This window comes from Ruegeria sp. AB11 (genome assembly GCF_056536325.1).
The window spans coordinates 2,403,967-2,428,022 of the sequence record NZ_JBQFJO010000001.1; the positions used below are offsets into that span (position 1 = coordinate 2,403,967).

Sequence of the window (24,056 nt, forward strand, 5' to 3'; positions counted from 1 at the left end):
TCGTGCGGGCGTTTTTTTTGGCAAAATCTGCCGGGATGCGCCCGCTGTATCATTCCCCGTTTCCTTTGCAGGTGCAGCATGGCACTGTGTGGCTGAATTGAAATCAGGACGGAGAGCAGGCATGAGCTTGGCGGGAAAAACAGCCATCATAACAGGGTCGAATTCAGGGATTGGACTGGGCGTTGCGCGTGAGCTGGCCAAGGCGGGTGCGGATGTGGTTCTGAACTCGTTTACCGACCGGGATGTAGATCATGCGCTGGCTGCTGAGATTGGGAAAGAGACCGGGACCAACGCGCGCTACATCAAGGCGGACATGTCGAAAGGCGATGAATGCCGCGCACTTATCGAACAGGCAGGTGCCTGCGACATACTGGTGAACAATGCCGGCATCCAACATGTTTCGCCGATCGATCAATTTCCGACTGATAAATGGGATGCAATCATCGCGATCAACATGAACTCAGCCTTTCACACAACGGCTGCAGCCTTGCCGATGATGCGTGCGGCAGGTTGGGGCCGTATCGTGAATATCGCTTCGGCACATGGGTTGACGGCCTCTCCTTTTAAGGCAGCTTATGTAGCGGCAAAACATGGTGTGGTTGGGATGACCAAAACCGTTGCGCTTGAGACGGCTCAGGAACCGATCACGTGCAACGCTATCTGCCCGGGTTATGTGCTGACCCCACTGGTTGAGGCGCAAATCCCCAATACGATGAAAGAATATAACATGAGCCGCGAGGATGTTGTGAAAAACGTCCTGCTGGAACGGCAACCTTCAAAAGAGTTCGCGACGGTTGAACAGCTTGGTGGCACGACCATCTTCTTGTGTTCGGATGCGGCCGCGCAGATCACCGGGACGACGATTTCGGTCGATGGGGGTTGGACCGCGCTTTGAGGATGCATGGGGGCTCTGCCCCCAACCCCCCGGGATATTTTTGGCCAGATGAAGAGGCGGAAGTATGAAGCGGATCAATCTGGCTTTGCAGGGCGGTGGTGCCCATGGTGCGTTTACCTGGGGTGTGCTGGACCGTCTACTGGATGAGGAGGATGTCGAGGTTGCGGCGATCACTGGAACCTCGGCTGGCGCCTTGAACGGAGCCGCGTTCAAATCCGGAATGGTGCATGCGGGGCGCGAAGGCGCTCGGGCCTGTCTCGACGATTTATGGACGCGCATGGGCGCTGTTGGTGATATGCGGATCGTTCATTGGATGCGCGGATTAGAGCCCGCGCATATATCGCAGGCGCTTGAGTATTCACTGCCGTATTCGATGGCCGAAACATGGTCGCGGCTGGTGTCTCCCTATGCCTACGGGCCGTTCTATCGCAATCCGCTTGAGCCGGTTGTGGATCGGTTCAATTTTGATGAGATTTGTGCAGATGAAGGGCCGGAGCTTTTTGTCTGTGCGACATGTGTGCGCAGCGGCAAAATTCGGGTCTTTGCTGAAGATGAGATATCGACCGACGCAATTTTGGCGTCGGCCTGTCTGCCCAACCTATTTCAGGCAATAGAGATCTATGATCCAAAATCTGGTCGTACAGAATCGTATTGGGATGGGGGATATACTGGCAACCCGGCGTTGTACCCCTTGTTTGGTGGTGACCTTCCCGACGATGTGGTGATTGTAAATATCAATCCTTTAGAAAGGGACGAGGTGCCGAAGACGCCGCAGCAGATTCAGAACCGGATTAGTGAGATCAGCTTTAATTCATCGCTATTTCGTGAATTGCGCGCGATTAACTTTGTGCAGCGGCTACTGGCCGAGGGAAAATTGAAAGCCGGCGAGATGAGCCGAGTGCTGGTTCATATGATCGCGGATGATGCTCTGATGAACGATCTGTCGGCTGCGACAAAAACCGTTCCAAATCCGGTTGTTCTGAACAGGTTGAAGCAGGCCGGGCGCGTTGCGGTAGATCAATTCTTGCGCGCCCACAAGGATGATCTGGGCGAACGCAGTACTGTCGACCTGCCTGCCATGTTTGGCTGACTACTCCGGCGGCTGGGTCGGGTCTTTTTCGTTGGGGTATACCAGCCCCGCTGAAATCACCAATTTGGCTGCGTCCTCGATCGACATATCCAGCAGGATCACGTCTTCGGCTGGGAAAAACAGCAGGAAACCGGATGTGGGGTTTGGGGTCGTCGGGACAAAGACGCTGAGCAACTCACCACCCGTTTCGGCACGTTGGCTGACTTCGCCCCGCGCTGTGGTCGAAACAAATCCAATCGCCCAAATTCCGCGGCGCGGATACTGGATCAGACAGGCTTTTTCGAAAGAGCGTTCTGTCTGCGCAAAGACTGTTTCCGAGATTTGCTTGATTCCGGAATAGACGGACCGGACGACGGGCATCCGATCAACAAGGCTTTCGGCGAAGTGAATCAGTGATCGGCCCAAAATGCCTTTGGCAATCCAGCCGACGATGACCGTGAAGATCAGGAAGATGATGACGCCGACGCCGCGCAGGTTGATCCCAACATACTCGGCTGGCTGGAATTGCTGAGGGATCAATGGCAGCACGGCGCTGTCGATCCAGCCCACGACCGACCAGATCAGCCAGATCGTCAACCAAACCGGAGCAATGACGACAATGCCCGTCAAAAATGACGCGCGCAGCCCGGACAGAAGGCCCGAGCGGCGATGTGGTTCTTCGTCAAACGGCGTGTTCATTGCGGTCCTGAGTGGTTTGCGGAATTAGTTAAGCAGTCCGAGGTCTTGGTACAATAGGCTTATGTCACTCAGCCGTCTTTACCAGCGCTATTGCTATGCCCGCCGCCAGCCGTGCATTGTTGCGTACCAGAGCGATATTAGCGGTCAACGAGCGACCATTGGTCTGTTCGTAGATGCGTTGCAGCAGGTAAGGCGTAACGCTTTTGCCGGTGATCCTGTGTGTTTCGGCATCGGCCTGTGCGGAAGCAATGATTGGGGCAAGTTCCTCGGCAGCGATCTGATCGATCTGCGGGATCGGATTGGCTACGAGTTGCCCACCAGGTAATCCCAGCGCCCGCCGCGCGGCATGGGCTTTGGCGATGTCCTCTGCGCTGTCCATCCTCAATGGAGCAGCCAGCGGAGACTTGGCTGACCAGAACGCCGGAAATTCGTCCTGTCCGTGTGCGATGACCGGCACACCGAGCGTTTCCAGAACCTCAAGGGTTTTGGCCAGGTCGAGAATAGCTTTGGCTCCGGCCGCAACAACCGTCACAGGTGTTTGCGCAAGCTCATGCAGGTCAGCAGAGATATCAAAAGAGGTTTCAGCCCCCTGATGAACGCCGCCGATGCCGCCTGTGGCAAATACTTCGATACCTGCATAATGCGCTGCGATCATGGTAGCTGCGACGGTGGTGGCCCCTGTACCGCCACTTGCAAGACAAGCGGCCATGTCAGCGCGCGACAGCTTGGCAACGCCTTGCGCCTGACCAAGGCCCTGAAGCTGATCGGACTCAAGCCCAATGTTAAGCACGCCATCGATCACGGCGATAGTTGCGGGAACTGCGCCCGCATCGCGAATGTCCTGTTCGACCTGTGCGGCAACCTCGATGTTCTGGGGGTAGGGCATCCCGTGGGTGATGATAGTGCTTTCCAGCGCAACAATTGGTTGGCCTGCGTCTTTTGCGGCGCGAACCTCGGCGGAATATTGGATTTCGATCACAGTGGAGTTTCTCCGGAAACATATGTTGCAGCGGCATGCAGGGCACGCTTGAGCGCGGCGTCGTTGTCAGCGCCACTTGCTTCGGCAGCGATATGGGCTGCCATGAAAGTATCACCTGCGCCGGTCACGCGGGTGACCAGAACGGAAGGTGGTTTTTGGGTCAGAACACTCTCAGCGCTGCCGACAGTGGCTGAGTTGCCGCCATCGGTTACCAGAACACGCAGTGCGCCACGGTCAAGCAAGCCCTGAGCAGCACTTTCGGAATCGGTGAATTCGCGTTGGCACAAAAGCCCAGCTTCTTCGAGGTTTACATAGAGTGTTGCGCGCGCGTGTTTCAGAAAAGGTAACAAACGCTCGGCCTTGCCGGGGGACGCGGGGGCCACGCGAAGATCGGCGCGGGCAAAGGCGGGGCTTTGCGCGATCTCTTCCAGCAGGTTCAGGGTTAGGTTGCCGTCCAGCGCGATGGGGCCTTCAAAAGGTGTATTTTCATAGCCCAAAGGTCCATGCATCAAGGGACGTAAGATTTTTGCTCCCGCCGCCTCAAGTGAATGGGCGTCTGCAATGGCTGCGATTAATCCATTGGCACCTTCGACGGCCATATAGCGGTCGGTCGGCAAGTCTTGCGAACGGTAGATGTGGTCGGTCACCATGCCCAGCCGTGCGCAGGAGTGGACCAGTTCATCGCCTTCGGGATCGCGGCCGATTGCAGTGAGCAGCGTAGGGGTCATCCCAAAGCGCACCAACGTCATGGCGATGTTCATGGCGACACCGCCGGGCAAGCGGGTAATCCGCCCCGGTACGTCCGATCCCTGCCGCATGACGCTGGCAGATCGCCCGATTACGTCCCACAGGACCGATCCGATACACAGGATTTCGCTGTTCTGAGTCATGCTTCGTGTCATGCCGCAGCCCCGACGCGGGTGCAAGGGTTAACGCTCACAGTCGTCAGCGCATTGCGGCGATCAGAGTGTTCAATGCATCCAGCGGGTTGTCATGTGACCAGATCTCATCGCCGATGCCAAAGAAATCTGTGCAGGGGGTCAGGTCTCGGATCAGGTCTTCGGTTAGCCCGCCTTCGGCCACCACCGGAACCTCGATCATCTCCGACCACCATTGGAACAGGTCTTGCTCAGCGCGGGTTCCATCGCCCAGCGCGACGTTGCCCACCGGGCCAAAGGCAACATAGTCTGCCCCACCTTCTCCAGCGGTCATACCATCATGGCTGGAGGCTCCGCAAAAGCTGCCGACGATGGCATCTGGCCCCAGTTCCTTACGCGCAGCCCTGACCGAGCGTGCCGCATCGTCCAGATGCACCCCATCCAGACCCAGCCGTTGCGCCAGCAGTACATGGTTCGAAATCACCAGCGCCACGTCATGCGCATGAGCAACCTCACGGCAGGCATCAGCGGCGCGAGCGATGGTATCTTCGTCACTTCCTGCCAGAGCCAGGCGGATACAGGCGATCTCGGCCCCGTCCAGAACGCGCGACAGCTGGTCGGGGAACGTGCTCAGTGTGATCGTTGGCGGGGTGATCAGATAAATCTGTGGCTGCTCGGGGGTGTCCATTGGCGCGTCCTTCGCTTTCAGTCTTTCGCGCGGTTTAGCGGATTGCGGGCGGGAAGCAAACTTTTATGCCGTCTCGTGCTGGATTAGACGCGCCGGGTGCCTTGCCCTGCGGGGGAGACGCGATTAGAGCAAGCAGACCTTTTCGGAGACAGCCATGCCCAGCGATACATCCCAGCCTTCTTTCGTGCTTGTGCGCCCGCAGATGGGCGAAAATATCGGTGCTGCTGCACGGGCGATGTGGAATTTCGGACTGGATCGGATGCGGATCGTTGCGCCGCGCGATGGATGGCCGAACCCCAAGGCGGTGGCGATGTCCAGCGGCGCAGGGCGATTGCTGGATGAGGCACAATTGTTCGACGATCTGGCCGGAGCATTGGGGGATCGCACATATGTCTTTGCAACTACTGCACGGCAGCGGGGCTTGACCAAGCCAGTGTTCAGCCCCGAACGGGCAATGCAGATCGCCGCGGAAAAGGTGGCAGCTGGCGAAAAGGTGGCTGTGCTGTTCGGTCCAGAACGCGCCGGGCTTGAAAATGAGGATATCGCCAAGGCAAACGCGATTATCTCGGTGCCAGTGAATCCCGAATACGCGTCGCTGAACCTTGGGCAATGCGTTTTGCTGACGGCTTACGAGTGGATGCGCCAAACCGGGGATGTGGTGCATGAGGCAACGGATTTGGGCAAAGGCGACTGGGCTACGGGGATCGAGGTCGAAAAGCTGGTCGAGCATTACGAGGATCGGCTGGAGGAGGCGGGATTTTTCTACCCGCCCGAAAAGGCCGAAGGGATGAAGACCAACCTGCGCAATCTGTGGTCCAGGATGCGGATGACGCGGGCGGATGTACAAATGCTGCACGGGGTGATGCGTCAGATGGTCCGCTGGAAGGATCGGGGCTGAGGCTGGACCTCGCCCCCAAGTCAACCTAGCTTGCGACGAAATCCAAGGCACAAGAGGACAGCATGAGCGGTAAGCGCAGCATCTTCGAAGACGTCTCAGACTCTGAAAAACAACAAGCCGTTCAGCCGGGGGTGATCGATCGCGGGCGCGGTGGTGCACGCCAGGCCATTCGCGTCTGGCTTATGATCCTGTTTGCGCTAGTGGTCATCATGATCGCGGTCGGCGGACTGACCCGACTGACAGATAGCGGCCTGTCGATTACCGAATGGCGTCCGATCACCGGGGCCATCCCACCGACTTCCGAGGCTGACTGGCAGGCCGAATTCGATAAATACAAGCAAATCGATCAATGGCGCATCCAGAACCAGTGGATGGAGCTGGATGATTTCAAATCAATTTACTGGTGGGAATGGGGCCACCGCCAACTGGGCCGCGTGATCGGACTGGTCTGGGCTGTCGGCTTTTTCGGTTTTCTTGTTGCCCGCAAGATACCGGCTGGTTGGACCGGTCGATTGCTGATCCCCGGAGCGCTCGGTGGCGTTCAAGGGGCTGTTGGATGGTGGATGGTTGCGTCGGGTGTGACGCAAGGCGAGGGGATGACCGCAGTTGCAAGCTATCGACTAGCGGTGCATCTGGGGCTTGCGTTCGTCATCCTCGGGTTTCTGGCTTGGTACATCTTCATGTTGGCGCGCGAGGAGCGCGATCTGATGCAAGCACGCCGCGCAAAGGAAACCCGGTTGTTCTCGCTTTCCACAGGTCTGATGCATTTCGCCTTTTTGCAAATACTCATTGGGGCGCTGGTCGCGGGCATCGACGCAGGTCGTTCCTATACGGATTGGCCTTTGATCGGAGGGCAGCTTCTGCCACCGGATGCCACGATGCTTGAACCGATGTGGCGGAATTTCTTCGAAAGCCCGGGCCTTGTGCAATTCATCCACCGCTGCGCTGGTTATCTTCTTTTCGCCTTTGGTGTCGTTGTTTGGCGGCGCGGCGCGGCAAGTGCGCATCCGCAGACACGTTTCGCTTTCAACGCCGCGTTCGCTGCGCTTTCGCTACAGGTGGTGGTCGGTATCATGACAGTGATCTACGCAGCACCCTGGCAAATCGCGATATTCCACCAATTCATGGCCGTTGTGGTTTGGACGCTGATCCTGCGTGCACGATTTCTCACGGCCTATCCTATTGCAACTTCTCTGCGCGGAGCATGACCCAGATGACAGCTTTCAACGACCTGATGGCCTATCAGCGCCAAACTTCAGCCCTTGGCCAGATCGCCGGACGTCTGGGATGGGATCAGGAAACGGTAATGCCGCGCGGCGCAGCTCCACAACGGGCCGAAGAGATGGCCGCGATCGAAGCCGTGCTTCACGCGCGCCGCTCGGACCCGCGTGTGGCAGAATGGCTGGAGAGCGCATATGCAAGCAGCGAAGCGGACAAGGCTCAGCTGCGGGAAATTCGACGCGAATATGATCGGGCGGTGAAGGTTCCATCGGATCTGGCTACTGCAATTGCACGCGTGACGTCCGAGGCGCAGGGAAAATGGGCGCAGGCCCGTGCGAATGAGGATGTCGCTGCTTTTCTGCCCGTTCTGGAAGAGGTTGTTGCACTTAAGCGCGAGGAAGGTGCAGCGCTCGCTCAAGGCGGTGATATCTACGACGCAATGGTCGAAGATTACGAGCCCTACACGACGGGTGCGCAGATTGCAGAGATATTTGGCCAGATGCGCCCACGTCTGGTTGCTTTGCGCGCAGCTGTCCTAGATCGGCCCGAGCCTGCGGCTCTGACCGGTAGATTTGACGAGTTGATCCAAATGCGCCTGTCGCAAAAGCTGGCCGTCGCCTTTGGCTATGACCTAAATAATGGTCGCGTGGACAAAGCTGTACATCCGTTCAGTTCTGGCAGCGGGCTGGATGTACGCATCACCACCAGAACCAGCGAAACGGACCCGTTCAATTGCTTCTATTCCACGATCCACGAAGTGGGACATGCAGCTTATGAACAGGGGATCGACCCGGATTATTTGCTGACACCTTTAGGGCGCGGTGTATCCATGGGAGTGCATGAAAGCCAAAGCCGGATTTATGAAAACCAACTGGGTCGGTCCCGCGCCTTCACCGGCTGGCTTTTCGATCAAATGAAAGACGCCTTTGGCGATTTTGGTATCGCCGACGCCGATGCCTTCTATGGCACCGTTAACCGAGTACACAGTGGATACATCCGAACCGAAGCGGACGAAGTGCAGTACAATCTGCATATCATGCTGCGGTTCGATCTAGAGCGTGCGCTGATGGCAGGTGATCTGCAAGTCAGCGACCTTGAAGCCGCGTGGAATGATCGTTTCGCCGCAGATTTTGGATATGCGGTCGACAAGCCTTCGAATGGGTGCCTGCAGGATGTGCACTGGTCGGTTGGGCTGTTTGGCTACTTCCCGACCTATTCGTTGGGGAATGTCTACGCAGGATGTCTGAATCAGGCTTTGCGCAAGGCCGTACCGAATTTGGATACGCAATTGGCTGCGGGCGATACCTCGGGCGCCACCGGGTGGCTACGTGAGAACGTCCAGCAATTTGGCGGCCTTTATGCGCCACGCGAAATCATCCAGAGGGCAAGTGGTGTCGAGCCCGGGCCGGAGGCGTTGTTGACCTATCTTGAGAGCAAGTTTGGGGCGTTGTATGGGCTTTGAGCGATGGCCGATTATTAACTTCCTGAAGGTGTACGCAAGTTTTTGAATTCAGGATCTTGCTCAAAAGCAACGCCCGCCTCGAGCCCATCCTGTGAATTCGATTTTCTCGCTGCAAACGCACACAGCGCAGATTTTGCTGGGGGTGCATTATCTTGAGTACGGCGATGCGGCGTAAGGAGCCGCCATTCGGGCCCGGCGCAGCGAGAATTCCCCAGGCAATGAACGAGACGCGGACACTACCGCCATTGGCAATCTGACAATGAACGACTGCTTTGGGCGCGACTCGACCGCAGCAAAAAACAGCAAGTGTGGGAAAGCGAAATTCGTCGCAGGTAGGGTGGACTAAAAGAAGACATTGCCTGAAGGCACTAATTTGTTCATTGCGTGAAGCCGAATTGATGAAAGAATGCTTCAACCGAAACGACTTGCGCAATCTTGTGGTATGCTCGACATTTTGAAAATGGATCCGGAAACACTCTGTCTCGTGGGCAGTCAAATGGCGCGCATGCGTAAAGGGGGAAAATTTGGCTAAAGTTCTGTTGGTGGAAGACAACGAAATGAACAGCGATATGTTGTCGCGTCGGTTGGCGCGCAAAGGATTCCAAGTTATCGTTGCGAAGGACGGGTTGGAAGGCGTGTCCATGGCTGGTGAAGCAAGTCCCGACATTGTTTTGATGGATATGAGCCTGCCTGAGATTGATGGATGGGAGGCGACCCGACGCATCAAGGCAGCACCCGAGACGGCCTCAATCCCGGTGGTTGCGCTTACGGCACACGCAATGGCCAGCGACCGGGAAAAGGCGCTGGAGGCAGGTTGCGATGACTTTGATACCAAACCTGTCGAACTTAACCGTTTGCTTGAGATAATGGAAAAACTGCTGTCAGCCTCTGGAGGAAGATCCGACTACTAAGATTTCCGTCCAGTGATGAAATATGTTTTTGCCTGGCCTTTGCCCTTAATTCTCACATCCATCGGATTAGTTAGGTCAAAGCAATGCGTAACCCGCCTTGCGGTCTCCTCTGAGACTTGAATGCGGCCTGGCGCGCCCGTTGTTTCAAGACGGCTGGCGAAATTCACTGTATCCCCCCAAACATCGTAGAGAAAACGGTGTGACCCGATTATTCCGGCGACTACGGGCCCACTGTGGACGCCGATTCTAAGATGCATAGGGTAGTCCAGCACGTGGTTCAGCGCTTCGACCTGAGATAACATCCGACAAGCCAGTTCAACGATCACTTCAGCGTGGTCATTCCGGTGGTCGGGTACTCCGGCCGCAGCCATGTAGGCATCTCCGATTGTCTTGATCTTTTCCACACCAAGTTCCGAAGCCGCCTTGTCGAAGCCCGAAAAAACCCGATTAAGGTAGTGAACCACTTGCGCGGGTGACAATTTCGCCGACATCTCCGTAAAGCCAACCATGTCCGAAAACAGGACAGTCACATCGTCATGACGGTCGGCAATCGTGGCCTCTCCGTCGTTCAACCGTGTCACGATTTTTTGCGGCAGAATACTATGCAACAGGTCTTCGTACTTTTGCTTCTCTGCCTCCATCTGAAAGAGATAGAGGCGTTCTCGCTCCCGCCACTGTCCTTTCTCAAGCGCGGCGTTGATCCGAGCTTGCAACAAGATTGGGTTGAACGGTTTAGGGAGGTAATCTTCTGCTCCGATCTCAACGCAACGCGCAACGCTTTCGATCTCATCGAGCGCGGAAATCATGATGACCGGGATGTCGCGCCAGTCATCGTTTTCTTTCAGTCGCTTCAAAACATCATAACCGTTCAGATCCGGCATCATAAGATCAAGCAGGACCAGATCGAACGCGTGTTGAGACAACTTTTCCAGAGCCGTATATCCTCCGTCGGCGGTCCAGACTTGATGACCATCCCGTTCGAGCCGCCGGGCAAGCAGCGTACGGTTCGCTTCGACATCATCTACGACTAGGATGGTTCCGGTTAGCGAAGCAGTCTCCGCAACCGGATCAATCGAGCGCATGCTTTGAGCCAGATTTGCGAACATCTCAGCTGCGTCCTGCGATGCCTCGGGTATTTTGAAGCCATCGCCGGACTGGTTGTCGGACAACGATGCGAGCACATCAATTTCTTGCAATAGAGAATCCGTATGCTTCAGCAATCCGCGCAGGTCCAACTCCAGATGTACTGCGTTTAGATCCTCCAGATCCTCAAGCAGCATTTCGCTGTAGCCCTTGATCGCATTCATCGGCGTTCGCAAATCGTGACGAAGCCTTTTCACTCCTTCGTCACCGCTTACCGTAAGCTTCAAGGCCATTCGGGGATGCAGAAGCTGGTCCACAAACACGCTTAGTTCGGTTGCAGCCTGAGATATTCGGTTCAGGTCTGATGCGGCTTCCTTCAGAGTAAGGCGTTCAGCCTCACTTTCGAGAAACTCACATAGCCCGACTATCGCACTGACCGGGGGAATCAGGTTCTGGCGTAAATTTGCCAGCCACATTGCCTGTGCCTGCTCGGGTTGGGTATTCGGGGTGCTACTCACAGCCTATACGTCTTCAGATCGAGAAGCCGAAAGGATTTCGTTCAACTGGTTCAGAATGATTTCAATCTCATCCCCATCTTTGCGGACCAGCGTCTGGAACGAGCCATTCAGTTGCGCGCGGTCCTCGCTGGACAGGGATTTGGCGGTCACGATGATGACGGGAATATTCTTCCACTCCGGGTTCTTTCTTATCCCCGCCAAGAACTCAAAACCGTCCATCTCGGGCATCATGAGATCAAGTAAAATCACGTCCGGCACGAACTGAGAGAGGCGTTGAAGGGCATCCAGTCCATTGATCGCCTCGTCAATCTGCCAGCCTTCTTTTTCGAGAACGCGACAGATCAGCTCACGCGTTGCAGCCTCGTCCTCGACGACCAGAACGCGTGGCGTTGGCAGAGTCGGGCAGTGCTCTTTAAGGACACTCAGCAGCTCGGTCGTCTCAATTGGCTTGCCCAGATATTCACTGGCTCCCAACGACAAACCTCTTTTGCGATCCTCTGCGAAAGTCAACATAATGACAGGAATATCCCTAAGTTCGGGATCGTCCTTGAGCTTGGACAAAACAGCCCAGCCATCGATTTCGGGCATGAAGACATCGAGCGTGATGGCATCAGGACGGGTTGTTCGAGCCAGTTCCAATGCCTCATCGCCGTTGGCCGATGCGAGAACGCGATATCCCTCACGAAGTAATCGTCGACCCAGAAGATCATGCACGGTCGGATCGTCATCCACCAACAGAACCAGTGGAGCGTTCGAGTCATTGTTCAATTCATTCTCTGACTGGTCAGCCAGACGCATCACGCCCGTTGACGGGTCGCGACAGATGCGCGGCAGGCGAATTGTGAAGGTCGAACCTTCGCCAAGCGCACTTTCGCAATGAATGTTGCCGCCCAACTGTTCGCAGAAGGCCTTTGTGATAGACAGCCCCAATCCGGTACCACCGTAGTTACGCGTTGTTGAGGAATCTGCCTGCGTAAACGCATCGAATATCCTCTCGACCTGCTCTGGCGACATGCCGATGCCGTGATCGGTGACCGCAAATTCCAGTTGATCTGTGTCGTTCGATTTTACAACCGATAACGTGATCATTTCATGTTCTGTGAACTTACAAGCATTGGACAACAAGTTCAGCAGGGCCTGCCGCACCTTAGTCAAGTCACAGACCATCTCGCCGATATCATCAGGGCACTCAATTTCCAGCGTATTGTTGTTCTGCTCAGCCAACGGCTGCACTGTCGCGCTAACATCTTTGATCATCTGGAAAACGTCGAAAGTTTCCAGTTCGAACTCCATCTTTCCGGCTTCGATTTTGGAGAGGTCCAATACATCATTGATCAACGCAAGCAGGTGTTTCCCGGCAGATTGAATCTTCTTCAAATCGCTCAGGTTTGCTTCGTCCTTCTGGTCGATGGCTTCTTCCAGCATTAGTTCGCTGTATCCAATAATCGCATTCAGCGGTGTGCGCAGTTCATGACTCATATTGGCAAGGAAAGTGCTTTTAGTCTTGTTAGCGGTTTCTGCTGTATCGCGGGCCACCCGCAACTCGCTCTCCACGCGTTTTTGCTGCGTAATATTCCGACCGTAGATATTCGCGTATCCTCCTTCCGGAACCGGCCACAGCAAAAGAGAATAGGTCTGACCACCAGCCTTATACTGGAAGTCTGCCCTTTGATCTTCCTGCAAACCCTTGGCAATTCGTTTGCGCCAACCCGTTCCCACGCGGTCACCAACTCTTAGCTGCAGTGCTTCGATTAATGGAGCGCTTGCCTTATTGGCGTAAGTCAGTTCGCCTTTCTCAGAGATACGCAACACCGGGTTCGGGTTTTCTTCCGGAATGCGCGCCAATTCACGTATCCGGTTTTCAGCCCTAAGCTGATTGTTCAGCGCCTTGGTGTTGGCCAGCGTCAAATTGATGCCGTTGATCGCACTTTTTCTGGTTAAGAGTGTCAGCTGAGTTATGACCAGAATCGTGCCCAATATGATGAGCGTATTAAAATACCATTCCAGAGGCCCCCATAGAAGCATGGACAGCCAAGTTAGAAAGAGAATTGAGCTTGAGAAGCCCCAGGTCACCCTAAGCGAAAATGTTGTAGAGCCGCCAAATGCTCCGATAAACGCGAACAGATACAGAACCATCTGTTCATGCGGTGCCAAGACCGGCATCATGAAAAAATTGAAACTGCCCCAACCTGTTCCAAGGATCAGTGAGGTGATGAGAATAACCCTCAATCGCCGTTTCGAGATTGATTTTGGTCTAGGCTTGTTACGCAACGCGTAATAGCTTTTCATCCCCTTCACATTCATGATCAGCAACATGACCAAAGACGCGATCGCGCCCAGCGTCAGGTTCGAGGGACCGATTTGCAATATCATCACAGCAAAGGCCATCACGAAAGACAATGCAAATACAGGCGTTGTCGACGCAACGTCCAGTGCTTCGTGAATGCGTAGTTCGGCTTCGTAATCCTGCTCTTGTTCTTTCTGCACGCGCTTCTCCCCCAAAAGCCGCCCAATTTTCGGTCACTAAATCAGGTGCGGCCCTAATCTTGCAAGATTTATCGACGGTTGCATTTTTGAATGTGTTCGTTGCGTACGGTTTGGTTCTCATGGTTCGGGCAGCGAATTCTCATCTCAATACCGTTTCTGAGCCATCCTATTTTTCTCCTATGGCGCTCCAGAGGCCATAGCTTTGCGCGAGAGCATCCAGCAATTTGGCGGTCTTTATGCGCCACGCGAAATCATCCAGAGGGCAAGTGGTGTCGAGCCCGGGCCGGAGGCATTGTTGACCTATCTTGAGAACAAGTTTGGGGCATTGTATGGGCTTTGAGTGAGGGCCGAATATTAACCTCTATAAGGCGTATGAAAGTTTATGAATTCAGGGTTTTGCTTAAAAGCAACGTTCGCTTCGAGCCCAAAGCGGACACTCGCTCAAACTTGATTGGGTGTCGATTATTATCCCACAACCGTTTTATTGACTGATCGGTTGCCAGAATCGCAGTCTTAGGTGATCCTTCAAGAAATCGAAGGATCGCAATATGTTTAGGTTTCTATTAATTGCATTCGGTATTTGCGTATCTACTTCCGCGTTAGCGCAAGAGTCGTCCGAAGATGTAGCGGCAAAAGATGATACCTCGGCGACCTCGTCCAGTCTGCTAACTGACGCTGAGTTGCAGACCTTGGTCGCCCCGGTTGCTCTTTATCCCGACACGTTACTCATACAGATATTTGTCGCGGCAACCCAGCCATTGGAAATTGTTAAGGCTGAACGGTATTTGCTCGATAACGCCGACCGCGACCCTGTTGAACTAGAGCCCGAAATCGATGCGATGGGATGGGATCCTTCTGTCAGTGTGTTGGCAACGGCGTTCCCCGAAGTTGTTGGTCAGATGGCCACCCATATCGACTGGACCGAGACAGTTGGCACTGCCATGTTGGCCCAGTCCGACGATGTGATGGATGCGGTGCAGGTCATGCGGGATCAGGCAATTGACAGCGGCGCTCTTGTTTCAGGGCCCGAGCAAACTGTCGAAGTGTCTGACGACGACAACGTAGTAATTACACCGACAGAACCCGAGACGGTATACGTTCCACAATACAATCCCGAGACGATTTATACTGGCCCGTCAACCGGGGATGTTGTGGGCGCCGCACTACTGACTTTTGGCGCTGTTGCCCTGATCGACGAAATTTTTGACGACGACGATGATTGGAACGACTACTGGGGGTGCCGAAATTGCGGTGGCTGGGGCGGCGGTCCGATTTATAGAAATCCAGACATCGACATAGACGTGGATGGCAACGTCAATATCGGCAATGATATAGATTTAGGTGACCGAACGGATATCGGATGGAACCCCGATCCTGACCGGCAACAGGAGGCCCGGAACAAAATAGCGGACCACAAAAGACCCGAAGGTGGCCGTAGCGACTTGCCGGTTAACCGTCCTGACGGTCGCACGGATGAGCTGCGTGCAAAGTTGAGCCGAGAATCCGGTGCTGCAGATATTAGCCGGGACCGCGGGGCGGCCGCAGCCGCGGTCGGTGCGGGTGCAGGGGCTGTAGCAGGCGGTGCCTTGGCGAACCGGAACAACGCTAATCGGGACAAGGCTGCCGCAAAGCAACAAGCCATTGATCGCACCAAACGTCCAGATTCAGCGAAAAAGCCAGTCGCACAAAGACCGCAGACCGCCAAGAAGCCGCAGGCGAAGAAAGCCGCATCGACGCAGCGCAAGCCCGCGGCATCCAAAGGGCAAGCGATGAAGAAAACGGCGTCCGGCAGCAGAACTCAAAGCGCGTCCAAGCGTGGACACGCCGCTAAAGGCAAGCGGAGACGGTAAGATGCGTAGATCAGTATTTTCAATTTTGTTGCTTGCCGCGACCACAAGCCCGGCCCTCTCTGAAGGAGCCAGATTTGATACGCCGCAAACCGCACTGGATGCTTTTGTTGATGCGTTGAAGGCTAATGATCAGAGCAAGCTGATCGAAATTTTCGGGCCTGAAGCCGAGGATCTGGTTGGAACGGGTGATCCGACGGAAGATCAAGAAAGAAGGCAGGAAGTGCTTGGCATGTATGCCGAGGGGTATCGTTTCCGGCCTGAGGACGATGGCGTTGTACTTCTTCTAGGTGAAGACGGTTGGCCTTTTCCTATCCCAATTCTGCGTAAAGATGACGGTTGGCGCTTTGACCTGGAGGCTGGGATCGAGGAACTTTCAGCTCGTGAAATAGGCTTGAATGAGTTGGAAGTGATCGAATTGCTTGAGGCCTATGTTGACCTGCAGGCAGCTTTCCGGCTTGTGGACCATAACGGGAATGGCGTTATGGAATTCGCTCAGACGATCATTTCCGATCCGGAAGAGCAGAACGGTCTCTTCTGGCCTGGAAAAGACAGCTTTGTCGGTGCAGCGCTTGCCCGCGCCGCAGCTTCGGGGTGGAGTGACGGTCAGGTTGACTATGAAGCCGAACCGTTTCTTGGCTATTATTACACAATCCTGCAAGAGCAGGGCCCTAACGCTCCAGGGGGTGCCTACCCCTATTTCGTCGGGGATCACTTCGTTGCAGGACATGCCTTGCTGGCAATACCGGCAGACTACGGAGAAACTGGTATTCATTCCTTTCTGGTAGGCGAAAACGGCATAGTCTACGAGGCAGATTTTGGCCCGGAGACACTCAGTATTGCATCTGAAATTTCTGCATATGATCCAGACATGAATTGGTCACCGGTCGAGTAATATTTGGATTGAAAGTGTCGCTTAAGCTCTGCGCTTTGCTGAGGTCACTATTTGCGGTTTGTGTGACAAGCTTCAGTTCGACGGTTACGTGTACCCGAATAGGTTCGGCCTGGATCGCTCTTGCAACACCCATTGTGACTGCGAGCCAATTGCCCATCTTACGACTTGATCCATTCTTCTGCCTTCACACGTTTCGACTGAATGACTGAAACGTCCGCAGAGCGGTAATTGGAAGGTTTAGACCAAAGAAACCGAGCTTAACTCACCCGATTTCTTTCTCGATCCTTCACTCTTCGGCTTCTTCATCACCCTGGTCTGCAATCCAGGCAACACTGACGACTTCTTCGCCCTTGCCCGTGTTGAAGACTTTCACACCGCCCGCGCTGCGGGAGCGGAAAGAGATCCCATCAACCGGCACCCGTATCGACTGACCCTTTGAGGTGGCCAGCATGATCTGGTCGTCAATATCAACTGGGAAGGATGCCACCAATTTACCGCCGCGCATGGCCTTGTCCATCGCTGCCACGCCCATACCGCCGCGTCCGCGAACCGGGTAATCGTGGCTTGAGCTCAGCTTGCCCGCGCCCCCTGCCGTAATGGTCAGGATCAGGTTCTCGGCAGCCGACATCTCGGCATAACGTTCCTGAGGCAGCACACTGTCGGCGTTACCTTCATCTTCTTCCGTCTCGGATTCATCGGTGACACCGGCCATAAGGCGGCGCATTTTAAGGTAAGCGGCCCGTTCATCCGAGGTGGCGTTGAAGTGGCGGATGACCGACATCGAAACCACCTCATCATCGCCGGTCAGACGTACACCGCGTACACCAACAGACGACCGGCTGTTGAACACCCGTACATCTGTTGTTGGGAAGCGGATTGCGCGGCCAGATTTAGTGACCAGCATGACGTCATCATCTTCGGAACAGATACGAGCGTTGATCAACTTGGTGTCGGCGTGATCCTCTTCGAACTTCATGGCGATCTTGCCGTTGCGCTTGACGTTGGTGAAATCTGACAAACGGTTGCGCCGCACAGTGCCCGCACTGGTGGCGAAGATGATCTGCAGGTTTTCCCATTCTTCATCCGGCACATCCACCGGCATAATTGCAGCAATGGATACACCCGTCGGGATCGGCAGGATGTTGACGATGGCTTTGCCTTTGCCAGTCCGCCCCGATTGTGGCAGTCGCCAAGTCTTGAGCTTGTAGACCATGCCATCCGTTGTGAAGAACAACAACTGCGTGTGGGTATTCGCCACGAAGAGCGTCGTGACCACGTCTTCTTCCTTGGTCTGCATGCCGGACAGACCTTTGCCGCCTCGCTTCTGGGCGCGGAAATCAGCCAGCGGGGTGCGCTTGATGTATCCGCCCGAGGTGACGGTCACGACCATATCCTCACGCTCGATCAGGTCCTCGTCTTCCATGTCGCCGGACCAGTCGACGATTTCGGTGCGGCGGGGCACGGCGAATTGCTCGCGCACGTCGCGCAGCTCATCGCCGATGATCGACATGATGCGTTCGCGCGACGACAGGATATCCAGGTATTCCTTGATCTTGGCGGCCAGCTGCTCCAGCTCGTCCGTGACTTCCTTGACGCCCAGTTGGGTCAGCCGCTGCAGGCGCAGCTCAAGGATGGCGCGGGCCTGAACCTCGGTCAGGTTATAGGTGCCGTCGTCGTTCATCTTTGACAGAGGATCGTCGATCAGACGCAGATAGCCTTCGATATCAGCCGCCGGCCAACGGCGGGTCATCAGCTTTTCACGTGCTTGTGCCGCGTCTGCAGACGAGCGGATCGTGGCGACCACTTCGTCCACATTGGAAACAGCGACCGCTAGACCACAGAGGATATGGCTGCGTTCGCGCGCCTTGCGCAGGTCGTAAGCGGTGCGGCGGGCAACGACATCCTCGCGGAAATCGATAAAGGATGTCAGGAACCGGCGCAGGGTCAGCTGTTCGGGTCGTCCACCGTTCAGGGCCAGCATGTTGCAGCCAAAGGACGTCTGCATCGGCGAGAAGCGATAAAGCTGGTTCAGCACCACTTCGGGCGTGGCGTCGCGTTTCAGCTCGACCACAACGCGCACGCCGTTGCGGTCGGATTCGTCCTGCACATGGGCCACGCCTTCGATGCGCTTCTCGCGCACCGCTTCGGCGATCTTTTCGATCATCGCGGCCTTGTTCACCTGATAGGGGATCTCATCCACAACAATGGCGTAACGATCTTTGCGCAGCTCTTCGACGCGGGTCTTGGCACGGATGATGACACTGCCACGGCCCTCCAGATAAGCTTTGCGCGCGCCGGACCGGCCCAGCATTACGCCGCCGGTCGGGAAATCGGGGCCGGGGACGTATTCGATCAACTGTTCCGAGGTCAAGTCCGGGTCATCGATCAGCGCCAGAGTTGCATCAACCACTTCACCCAGATTGTGCGGAGGGATGTTCGTTGCCATACCCACAGCGATACCGCCGGCACCGTTGACGAGCATATTTGGGAAACGGGCGGGCAGGACGGTCGGCTCTTTGTCTTTGCCGTCATAGTTGTCCTGAAAATCGACCGTCTCTTTTTCAATATCGGCCAGCAGGGACGCGGCAGGCTTGTCCATCCGAACTTCGGTATAACGCATGGCAGCCGGGTTATCGCCGTCCATCGAGCCAAAGTTGCCCTGACCATCCAGTAGCGGCAGCGACATCGAAAAATCCTGTGCCATCCGCACCAGTGCGTCATAGATCGCACTATCACCATGCGGGTGGTACTTACCCATCACGTCGCCGACCGGGCGGGCCGACTTGCGGTAGGCCTTTTCGTGCGTGTTCCCGGTTTCGTGCATTGCATACAGGATGCGGCGGTGCACCGGTTTCAAACCATCGCGCAGATCGGGAATGGCGCGGGACACGATGACCGACATGGCATAGTCCAGATAGGACGTGCGCATCTCGGATTCGATGGATACCGTCGGGCCGTCATAAACGGGGCGCTCGGGCGGTGTTTCATCCATGTTTTCAGGTATTTCTGGCGTATCGCTCACGTAGGCTGCCCGTGTCTTGTTTTTGATCTATATCTTGTGGATGCACCTTATCAGACCCGGCATATAAGGTGCAAGCAAGCAACCGTCTTGTGGCCAAATTAGCCCGGTAACAGTAGAGTAACATATTGTTATCTAAGTATTAGGTGATTTTCGTGTTACTCTGAGAAGACCTTGCAACAAAATTGGAGGTCTGGATGGCGCAAAACGAAACCGAACTCATGTTGAAAGGGTACGGGCTGACAACCGCAGAATTTTTCTATCACATGCCCGATTACATACACGTTCTGAATACTTTTATCTGGCAGGATTATGATCTTGCCCCGGATCACCCCAAACTTTTTGAATTCGTGGATTTCTGGCAAAAAGAAATTGAAGGACCGCTGCATTCTGTTCGGTTCACACATCGAAAGATGATCGCTCCGGGCGAATGGCGGAATATGGTTGGAGAGTTTCGTGTGAACTAATCGGGCGTCGGATATCCTTTCAGGAATCGAAAGTCCGGTTCTCAAATGTCGCGATTGAGATAATGTAATGACCAAACTGATGGTCTTACACGGAATCACTCTATGCTCAGATATCTTATCCTCGCCGCTGCGGTTTTCCTGACCAGTCCTGCCATCGCCGAAGGGGTTCTGGATAAGATCAAAAAGGGGGCTGAGAATACTGCAAACGCGATAGGTCGCGGTGCAGAAGGTGTTGGTAACACAATCGAGAAAGGTGCGAACGCCGTCGACGAAACCATTGATTCGACTTCGGAACTGCTAAGAAACGAGGCCACGCCTGAAGAGACACGTGCCAAGTTGGATTTGATGGCGGGCGAAATTCTTGATCAACTACTTGCCGAGAATCCACAGGCACAAGAACTATACGATGTCTGCGCTGGATACGCGGTTTTTGACTCGCGCAAGGTGACGGTTTTTCCGGTATCTGCAGGTTATGGGCGCGGTGTGGCCGTTTCAAAAGACACAGGACAACACACCTATATGAACATGGGGACCGGGGGCGTTGGCGGAGCTATTGGGATCGGGGGCTTTGAAACCAAGTTCGTGATCCTGTTCGAAACCTCTGCGGATCTAGAGAATTTTATTGATCACGGCTACGATGCGACCGCGGAGACAGGCGCAATGTATGGTGAGGATCGTGCGGGAGACACGCTGCGCTTTACCGATGGCCGATCCTTCTTTGTTTTGAGCAAGAAGGGGTGGCGGGTGTCAGCGGGAGCCTCAGGTACAAAATTCTGGAAATCACCCGAACTTAACTGATCAACCGGAGCAACTGGCCCCTCCAAGAACGCAGAACTTGGCGCAGTGCGGGTGGTTTAGATGCACGTCGGCTTCGGCCTCGGCCAAGGTTTCGCCCATTTCGAATTCAGGTGAGTATGGCAGCAACGTACATGCCAAAACCGCCGGACGTTCTGCGCCTTTGCGCTTAATCACCATGCGCGAGCTGGCACACATCACGGCATCTGGAGATTTATCAAGAATTCCCCAGCAAGCGGTGGTGATTTCAGGCACTTCTACGGATTCATCCATTTCGGGAAACAACACGGTTTGACCCGGGTCTTCAGGGTCGATGTCAAAACCATGTTCTGCAAAGAATGCGCCATAGCCTGCACGGCTGTCGGCGTCAGAATCTCCCCACACGGTACGCCCGGCGATCGCCATCTTAAAGCCGTTATCCCGCAGCCATTCCATACCGATCAGCGTCTTGGCAAAGCTTCCCTTTCCACGCTCTTCATCATGTAATTCCGGGCGGTAGTGATCGACAGAAATGCGCAGTGTCAGCTTGCCGTCATAGTCACGTTGCAGCTCTAGCAACCCTTCGCGCATCGTGCGACGCATCATCGGCTGCATGGCGTTAGTCAGAATCAGAACCTCGTAGCCACGTTCAAGCGCTGCGCGGGTCATTTCGATCATTTCAGGGTTCATGAAGGGCTCACCACCGGTAAAGCCAATCTCGCGGATTGGCCACTGGCGTTCTTCAATCTGATCCAGATAAGCGCGAACCTCATCTGCTGTGATGTAAACCAGCGCGTCATTGGTGGGACTGCTGGCGATATAACAGTTGACGCATTCGATATTGCACAGCGTGCCGGTATTGAACCACAACGTTTCCGGGTTGGATAACGCAACAGACGCGCGTGTTTGCCCGTCCGCTGTCACCAAACTGTTTTGAAACTTCCCGATATTTGCAGCCTGAGTGGCGTTATCTTTCATTCCGGCATCCGGTTTTGTGCATTTACCAAACCGACTTAATCGTTTGTGCCGGTTTAGTTAAGTACGTTGACGCCCTGCTGACAGAGTTTTGATGTTCGAAGATTTCGACATTTTTGATTGCGCTAACATTGGACATGCCGCGACTGGCAAGGTAAGGAAAAGTCATGGTTTCTCGCGTCATACCCGTAGACCCATTTGATCTGGTCATATTCGGCGGAACCGGCGATCTGGCGCAGCGCAAGATCGTTCCGGCTCTGTTTCGGCGTTACTGCGCCGGACAATGGCCCGAGGCCACCCGGATCATAGGCGCGGCACGGGGTGCGCTAACCGTTGAATCCTTTCGGGATATAGTTGCCGAATCTTTGCGTCAGTATGCGCCAAAACGGTCTAAAGACCCGGAGGCGGTAAAAGGTTTTCTGCAGCGCATAAATTATGTTCCGCTGGATGCCTTGTCCGAAGACGGATGGGCTCCATTGTCCGAATTGCTGAGCACGGATCGAATCCGAGCGTTCTATTTCTCGGTGGGTCCCAGACTGTTTGGTCCGCTGGCCGAGCGGATCAGAGCGCATAATCTCGCCACCCCTCAGACCCGGATCGTTGTTGAAAAGCCGTTTGGGCACGATCTGGAAAGTGCGCGCGCTTTGAATGCAACGTTGGCGTCGCATTTTGATGAGGGGCAAATCTATCGAATTGATCACTATCTGGGCAAAGAAACGGTACAAAACCTGATGGCGGTCCGGTTCGGTAACATGTTGTTCGAGCCATTGTGGAACAGCCAGTACGTGGATCACATTCAGATCACCGTTGCGGAAACTGTCGGCATCGATGGGCGGGAAGAGTATTACGAGCGTGCAGGTGCCATGCGCGATATGATGCAGAACCACCTTATGCAGCTTTTGTGTCTGATCGCGATGGAACCGCCCGCAAAGTTTGACCCGGATGCGGTGCGCGACGAAAAGCTCAAGGTGATCCGTGCGCTGGACCCGGTTGAGCCACACCATATTGTTCGGGGACAGTTTGCTGGTGGAAAACAAGGTCGGGGGTATCGCGAGGTTGTGGGTAACAACCGGTCCACGACCGAGAGTTATGTGGCTTTGCGCGCGCATATCAGCAACTGGAGATGGGCCGGCACTCCATTTTATCTGCGAACTGGTAAGGAATTGGTGGCGCGGTCGTCGGTCATCAATGTGATGTTCAAGGATGCGCCACATTCGATTTTCGGCGAAGAGGCGGGGCGTCACGCAAATGCGCTTTCGATTCGGTTGCAGCCGAACGAAGGCATTACTCTGAAAGTGACGATCAAAGAGCCGGGGCAGGGTGGGATGCGGCTGGTCGACGTTCCGCTGGACATGAGCTTTGCCGAGGCGCTTGGACCCGAAAATCAGGACCCGCCAGACGCCTATGAGCGGCTGGTGATGGATGTCATTCGCGGCAACCAGACCCTGTTTATGCGCGGTGATGAGGTCGAGGCCGCATGGGCCTGGACCGACCCGATCATTGCGGGCTGGAAGGCGCGCGGTGACGTGCCCAAACCTTATGAAAATGGCAGCACTGGCCCGGGCGACGCCGAACTGCTGATGAAGAGAGATCACCGCCGCTGGCAAGGAATAAACCCATGAATATTAAAGAATATGCAGACCGTGACATGCTGGCCATTGATGTCGCGAATGCACTGGCCGGAGACCTTGAGTCCGCGTTGTTGCACCACGATGTTGTTTCGCTTGCCGTTCCCGGAGGCACCACCCCAGGGCCGGTGTTTGATGGGTTATGTGCGGCTGATCTTGAGTGGGATCGCGTGCGCGTGTTGCCGACAGATGAGCGGTGCGTACCGGGTGACCATGAACGTTCGAACGAGCGGCTGATCCGTGAGCGTCTATTGACCAATCGCGCCTCTGTCGCGCAGTACCTGCCATTGTTTGTCGCAGGTCATGAGCCCGAGGCGGTTCTGCCTGAGATCGAAAGCCTGATCACTCCCGTCTTGCCTCTGTCGGTCCTGGTTCTTGGCATGGGTGAGGATATGCACACGGCCTCTCTTTTTCCTGGGATGCAGGGCCTGACTGCCGCGCTGGACAGCCACGCGCCCACACTTGCGGTGGCAAGGACAGACGTGCAGCCCGAGGCGAGAATAACACTGACCGCACCCGTGCTCGAAGGTGCGTTATCAAAACACCTCATTATCTTCGGAGAATCCAAGCGCGATGCGCTGGATCGCGCCATGTCACTACCGCCAGAAGAGGCGCCTATCGCGGCCGTGCTAACCGGCATGACTGTCCACTGGGCGGAGTAGT

General features: G+C 55.2%; 20 protein-coding genes. 12 read left to right on the plus strand and 8 right to left on the minus strand.

Annotated features, from left to right (window positions below; all coding sequences use genetic code 11):
• The first annotated feature begins 121 nt into the window (after positions 1–121).
• Positions 122–895 carry a 3-hydroxybutyrate dehydrogenase gene (locus ACR3EJ_RS12110; protein ID WP_170470641.1) on the plus strand — a complete coding sequence of 258 codons (774 nt, stop codon included), beginning with the start codon at positions 122–124 and terminating at the stop codon, positions 893–895.
• A 64-nt stretch (positions 896–959) separates the two neighbouring features.
• The gene (locus tag ACR3EJ_RS12115; protein ID WP_170540014.1) at positions 960–1,985 is read left to right on the plus strand and encodes a patatin-like phospholipase family protein; all 1,026 of its coding nucleotides are present in this window, start codon (positions 960–962) and stop codon (positions 1,983–1,985) included.
• On the opposite strand, the gene ACR3EJ_RS12120 is transcribed toward ACR3EJ_RS12115, so the two are convergent.
• From ACR3EJ_RS12120 to ACR3EJ_RS12135, 4 genes are all read right to left on the minus strand, one after another.
• Positions 1,986–2,663, minus strand: a complete 678-nt coding sequence (locus ACR3EJ_RS12120) for a DUF502 domain-containing protein (RefSeq protein WP_010440321.1) — start codon at positions 2,661–2,663, stop codon at positions 1,986–1,988.
• A 64-nt stretch (positions 2,664–2,727) separates the two neighbouring features.
• Complete coding sequence (locus ACR3EJ_RS12125; RefSeq protein WP_170540011.1) at positions 2,728–3,642, minus strand: pseudouridine-5'-phosphate glycosidase; 915 nt, start codon at positions 3,640–3,642, stop codon at positions 2,728–2,730.
• A complete protein-coding gene (locus ACR3EJ_RS12130) occupies positions 3,639–4,532 on the minus strand; it encodes a PfkB family carbohydrate kinase (protein WP_170540008.1) in 894 nt (297 codons plus the stop codon). Before ACR3EJ_RS12130 ends, ACR3EJ_RS12125 begins: the two co-directional genes overlap by 4 nt.
• A gap of 55 nt (positions 4,533–4,587) precedes the next feature.
• Entirely contained in the window at positions 4,588–5,208 is a 621-nt protein-coding gene (locus ACR3EJ_RS12135) for a thiamine phosphate synthase (protein ID WP_170470633.1), read from the minus strand.
• Between the two features lie 154 nt (positions 5,209–5,362).
• On the opposite strand from ACR3EJ_RS12135, the gene ACR3EJ_RS12140 reads away from it, so the two are divergent.
• The 4 genes from ACR3EJ_RS12140 (at position 5,363) to ACR3EJ_RS12155 (ending at position 9,700) form a co-directional block, all read left to right on the plus strand.
• Entirely contained in the window at positions 5,363–6,106 is a 744-nt protein-coding gene (locus ACR3EJ_RS12140) for an RNA methyltransferase (protein WP_170470631.1), read from the plus strand.
• Between the two features lie 62 nt (positions 6,107–6,168).
• Positions 6,169–7,314, plus strand: coding sequence for a heme A synthase (ctaA, locus tag ACR3EJ_RS12145; protein ID WP_170540005.1), 1,146 nt, complete (start codon positions 6,169–6,171; stop codon positions 7,312–7,314).
• Positions 7,315–7,319: 5 nt separating this feature from the next.
• Positions 7,320–8,789 carry a carboxypeptidase M32 gene (locus ACR3EJ_RS12150; protein ID WP_170540002.1) on the plus strand — a complete coding sequence of 490 codons (1,470 nt, stop codon included), beginning with the start codon at positions 7,320–7,322 and terminating at the stop codon, positions 8,787–8,789.
• A gap of 524 nt (positions 8,790–9,313) precedes the next feature.
• Positions 9,314–9,700 (plus strand): response regulator, encoded by a 387-nt coding sequence (locus ACR3EJ_RS12155; protein ID WP_170470627.1) that lies wholly within the window; start codon positions 9,314–9,316, stop codon positions 9,698–9,700.
• Here ACR3EJ_RS12155 and ACR3EJ_RS12160 read toward each other — a convergent pair.
• Positions 9,697–11,301, minus strand: coding sequence for an adenylate/guanylate cyclase domain-containing protein (locus ACR3EJ_RS12160; RefSeq protein ID WP_480422945.1), 1,605 nt, complete (start codon positions 11,299–11,301; stop codon positions 9,697–9,699). The two genes, ACR3EJ_RS12155 and ACR3EJ_RS12160, sit on opposite strands and share 4 nt — an antisense overlap.
• 3 nt (positions 11,302–11,304) lie before the next feature.
• Positions 11,305–13,788: a response regulator gene (locus ACR3EJ_RS12165; protein ID WP_170703196.1), complete on the minus strand. Its 2,484-nt coding sequence runs from the start codon at positions 13,786–13,788 to the stop codon at positions 11,305–11,307.
• Positions 13,789–14,336: 548 nt separating this feature from the next.
• Between ACR3EJ_RS12165 and ACR3EJ_RS12170 the strand changes: the two genes are divergently transcribed.
• Positions 14,337–15,638, plus strand: coding sequence for a DUF3300 domain-containing protein (locus tag ACR3EJ_RS12170; protein WP_170470623.1), 1,302 nt, complete (start codon positions 14,337–14,339; stop codon positions 15,636–15,638).
• Between the two features lies 1 nt (position 15,639).
• Positions 15,640–16,530, plus strand: a complete 891-nt coding sequence (locus tag ACR3EJ_RS12175) for a DUF2950 family protein (protein ID WP_170539996.1) — start codon at positions 15,640–15,642, stop codon at positions 16,528–16,530.
• Between the two features lie 286 nt (positions 16,531–16,816).
• On the opposite strand, the gene gyrA is transcribed toward ACR3EJ_RS12175, so the two are convergent.
• Positions 16,817–19,522, minus strand: a complete 2,706-nt coding sequence (gyrA, locus tag ACR3EJ_RS12180; RefSeq protein ID WP_480423344.1) for a DNA gyrase subunit A — start codon at positions 19,520–19,522, stop codon at positions 16,817–16,819.
• A gap of 224 nt (positions 19,523–19,746) precedes the next feature.
• On the opposite strand from gyrA, the gene ACR3EJ_RS12185 reads away from it, so the two are divergent.
• Together ACR3EJ_RS12185 and ACR3EJ_RS12190 are read left to right on the plus strand one after the other, a co-directional pair.
• Positions 19,747–20,016, plus strand: a complete 270-nt coding sequence (locus ACR3EJ_RS12185) for an usg protein (protein WP_170539990.1) — start codon at positions 19,747–19,749, stop codon at positions 20,014–20,016.
• A gap of 102 nt (positions 20,017–20,118) precedes the next feature.
• Entirely contained in the window at positions 20,119–20,814 is a 696-nt protein-coding gene (locus tag ACR3EJ_RS12190; RefSeq protein WP_170539988.1) for a hypothetical protein, read from the plus strand.
• On the opposite strand, the gene ACR3EJ_RS12195 is transcribed toward ACR3EJ_RS12190, so the two are convergent.
• Entirely contained in the window at positions 20,815–21,768 is a 954-nt protein-coding gene (locus ACR3EJ_RS12195) for a radical SAM family protein (protein ID WP_170539985.1), read from the minus strand. It lies immediately after the preceding gene.
• 164 nt (positions 21,769–21,932) lie between these two features.
• Between ACR3EJ_RS12195 and zwf the strand changes: the two genes are divergently transcribed.
• Both zwf and pgl read left to right on the plus strand, forming a co-directional pair.
• Positions 21,933–23,387 (plus strand): glucose-6-phosphate dehydrogenase, encoded by a 1,455-nt coding sequence (zwf, locus tag ACR3EJ_RS12200; protein WP_170539983.1) that lies wholly within the window; start codon positions 21,933–21,935, stop codon positions 23,385–23,387.
• A complete protein-coding gene (pgl, locus tag ACR3EJ_RS12205) occupies positions 23,384–24,055 on the plus strand; it encodes a 6-phosphogluconolactonase (RefSeq protein ID WP_170470609.1) in 672 nt (223 codons plus the stop codon). The genes zwf and pgl overlap by 4 nt, the downstream gene beginning before the upstream one ends.
• Position 24,056: the final 1 nt, after the last annotated feature.

Excerpts from the sequence above, each read along its gene's own strand:
- ACR3EJ_RS12110 (WP_170470641.1), top strand. The coding sequence starts at position 122 with ATGAGCTTGGCGGGAAAAACAGCCATCATAACAGGGTCGAATTCAGGG.
- ACR3EJ_RS12115 (WP_170540014.1), top strand. The coding sequence starts at position 960 with ATGAAGCGGATCAATCTGGCTTTGCAGGGCGGTGGTGCCCATGGTGCG.
- ACR3EJ_RS12120 (WP_010440321.1), bottom strand. The coding sequence starts at position 2,663 with ATGAACACGCCGTTTGACGAAGAACCACATCGCCGCTCGGGCCTTCTG.
- ACR3EJ_RS12130 (WP_170540008.1), bottom strand. The coding sequence starts at position 4,532 with ATGACTCAGAACAGCGAAATCCTGTGTATCGGATCGGTCCTGTGGGAC.
- ACR3EJ_RS12135 (WP_170470633.1), bottom strand. The coding sequence starts at position 5,208 with ATGGACACCCCCGAGCAGCCACAGATTTATCTGATCACCCCGCCAACG.
- ACR3EJ_RS12140 (WP_170470631.1), top strand. The coding sequence starts at position 5,363 with ATGCCCAGCGATACATCCCAGCCTTCTTTCGTGCTTGTGCGCCCGCAG.
- ctaA (WP_170540005.1), top strand. The coding sequence starts at position 6,169 with ATGAGCGGTAAGCGCAGCATCTTCGAAGACGTCTCAGACTCTGAAAAA.
- ACR3EJ_RS12150 (WP_170540002.1), top strand. The coding sequence starts at position 7,320 with ATGACAGCTTTCAACGACCTGATGGCCTATCAGCGCCAAACTTCAGCC.
- ACR3EJ_RS12170 (WP_170470623.1), top strand. The coding sequence starts at position 14,337 with ATGTTTAGGTTTCTATTAATTGCATTCGGTATTTGCGTATCTACTTCC.
- ACR3EJ_RS12175 (WP_170539996.1), top strand. The coding sequence starts at position 15,640 with ATGCGTAGATCAGTATTTTCAATTTTGTTGCTTGCCGCGACCACAAGC.
- gyrA (WP_480423344.1), bottom strand. The coding sequence starts at position 19,522 with ATGGATGAAACACCGCCCGAGCGCCCCGTTTATGACGGCCCGACGGTA.
- ACR3EJ_RS12185 (WP_170539990.1), top strand. The coding sequence starts at position 19,747 with ATGGCGCAAAACGAAACCGAACTCATGTTGAAAGGGTACGGGCTGACA.
- ACR3EJ_RS12190 (WP_170539988.1), top strand. The coding sequence starts at position 20,119 with ATGCTCAGATATCTTATCCTCGCCGCTGCGGTTTTCCTGACCAGTCCT.
- ACR3EJ_RS12195 (WP_170539985.1), bottom strand. The coding sequence starts at position 21,768 with ATGAAAGATAACGCCACTCAGGCTGCAAATATCGGGAAGTTTCAAAAC.
- zwf (WP_170539983.1), top strand. The coding sequence starts at position 21,933 with ATGGTTTCTCGCGTCATACCCGTAGACCCATTTGATCTGGTCATATTC.
- pgl (WP_170470609.1), top strand. The coding sequence starts at position 23,384 with ATGAATATTAAAGAATATGCAGACCGTGACATGCTGGCCATTGATGTC.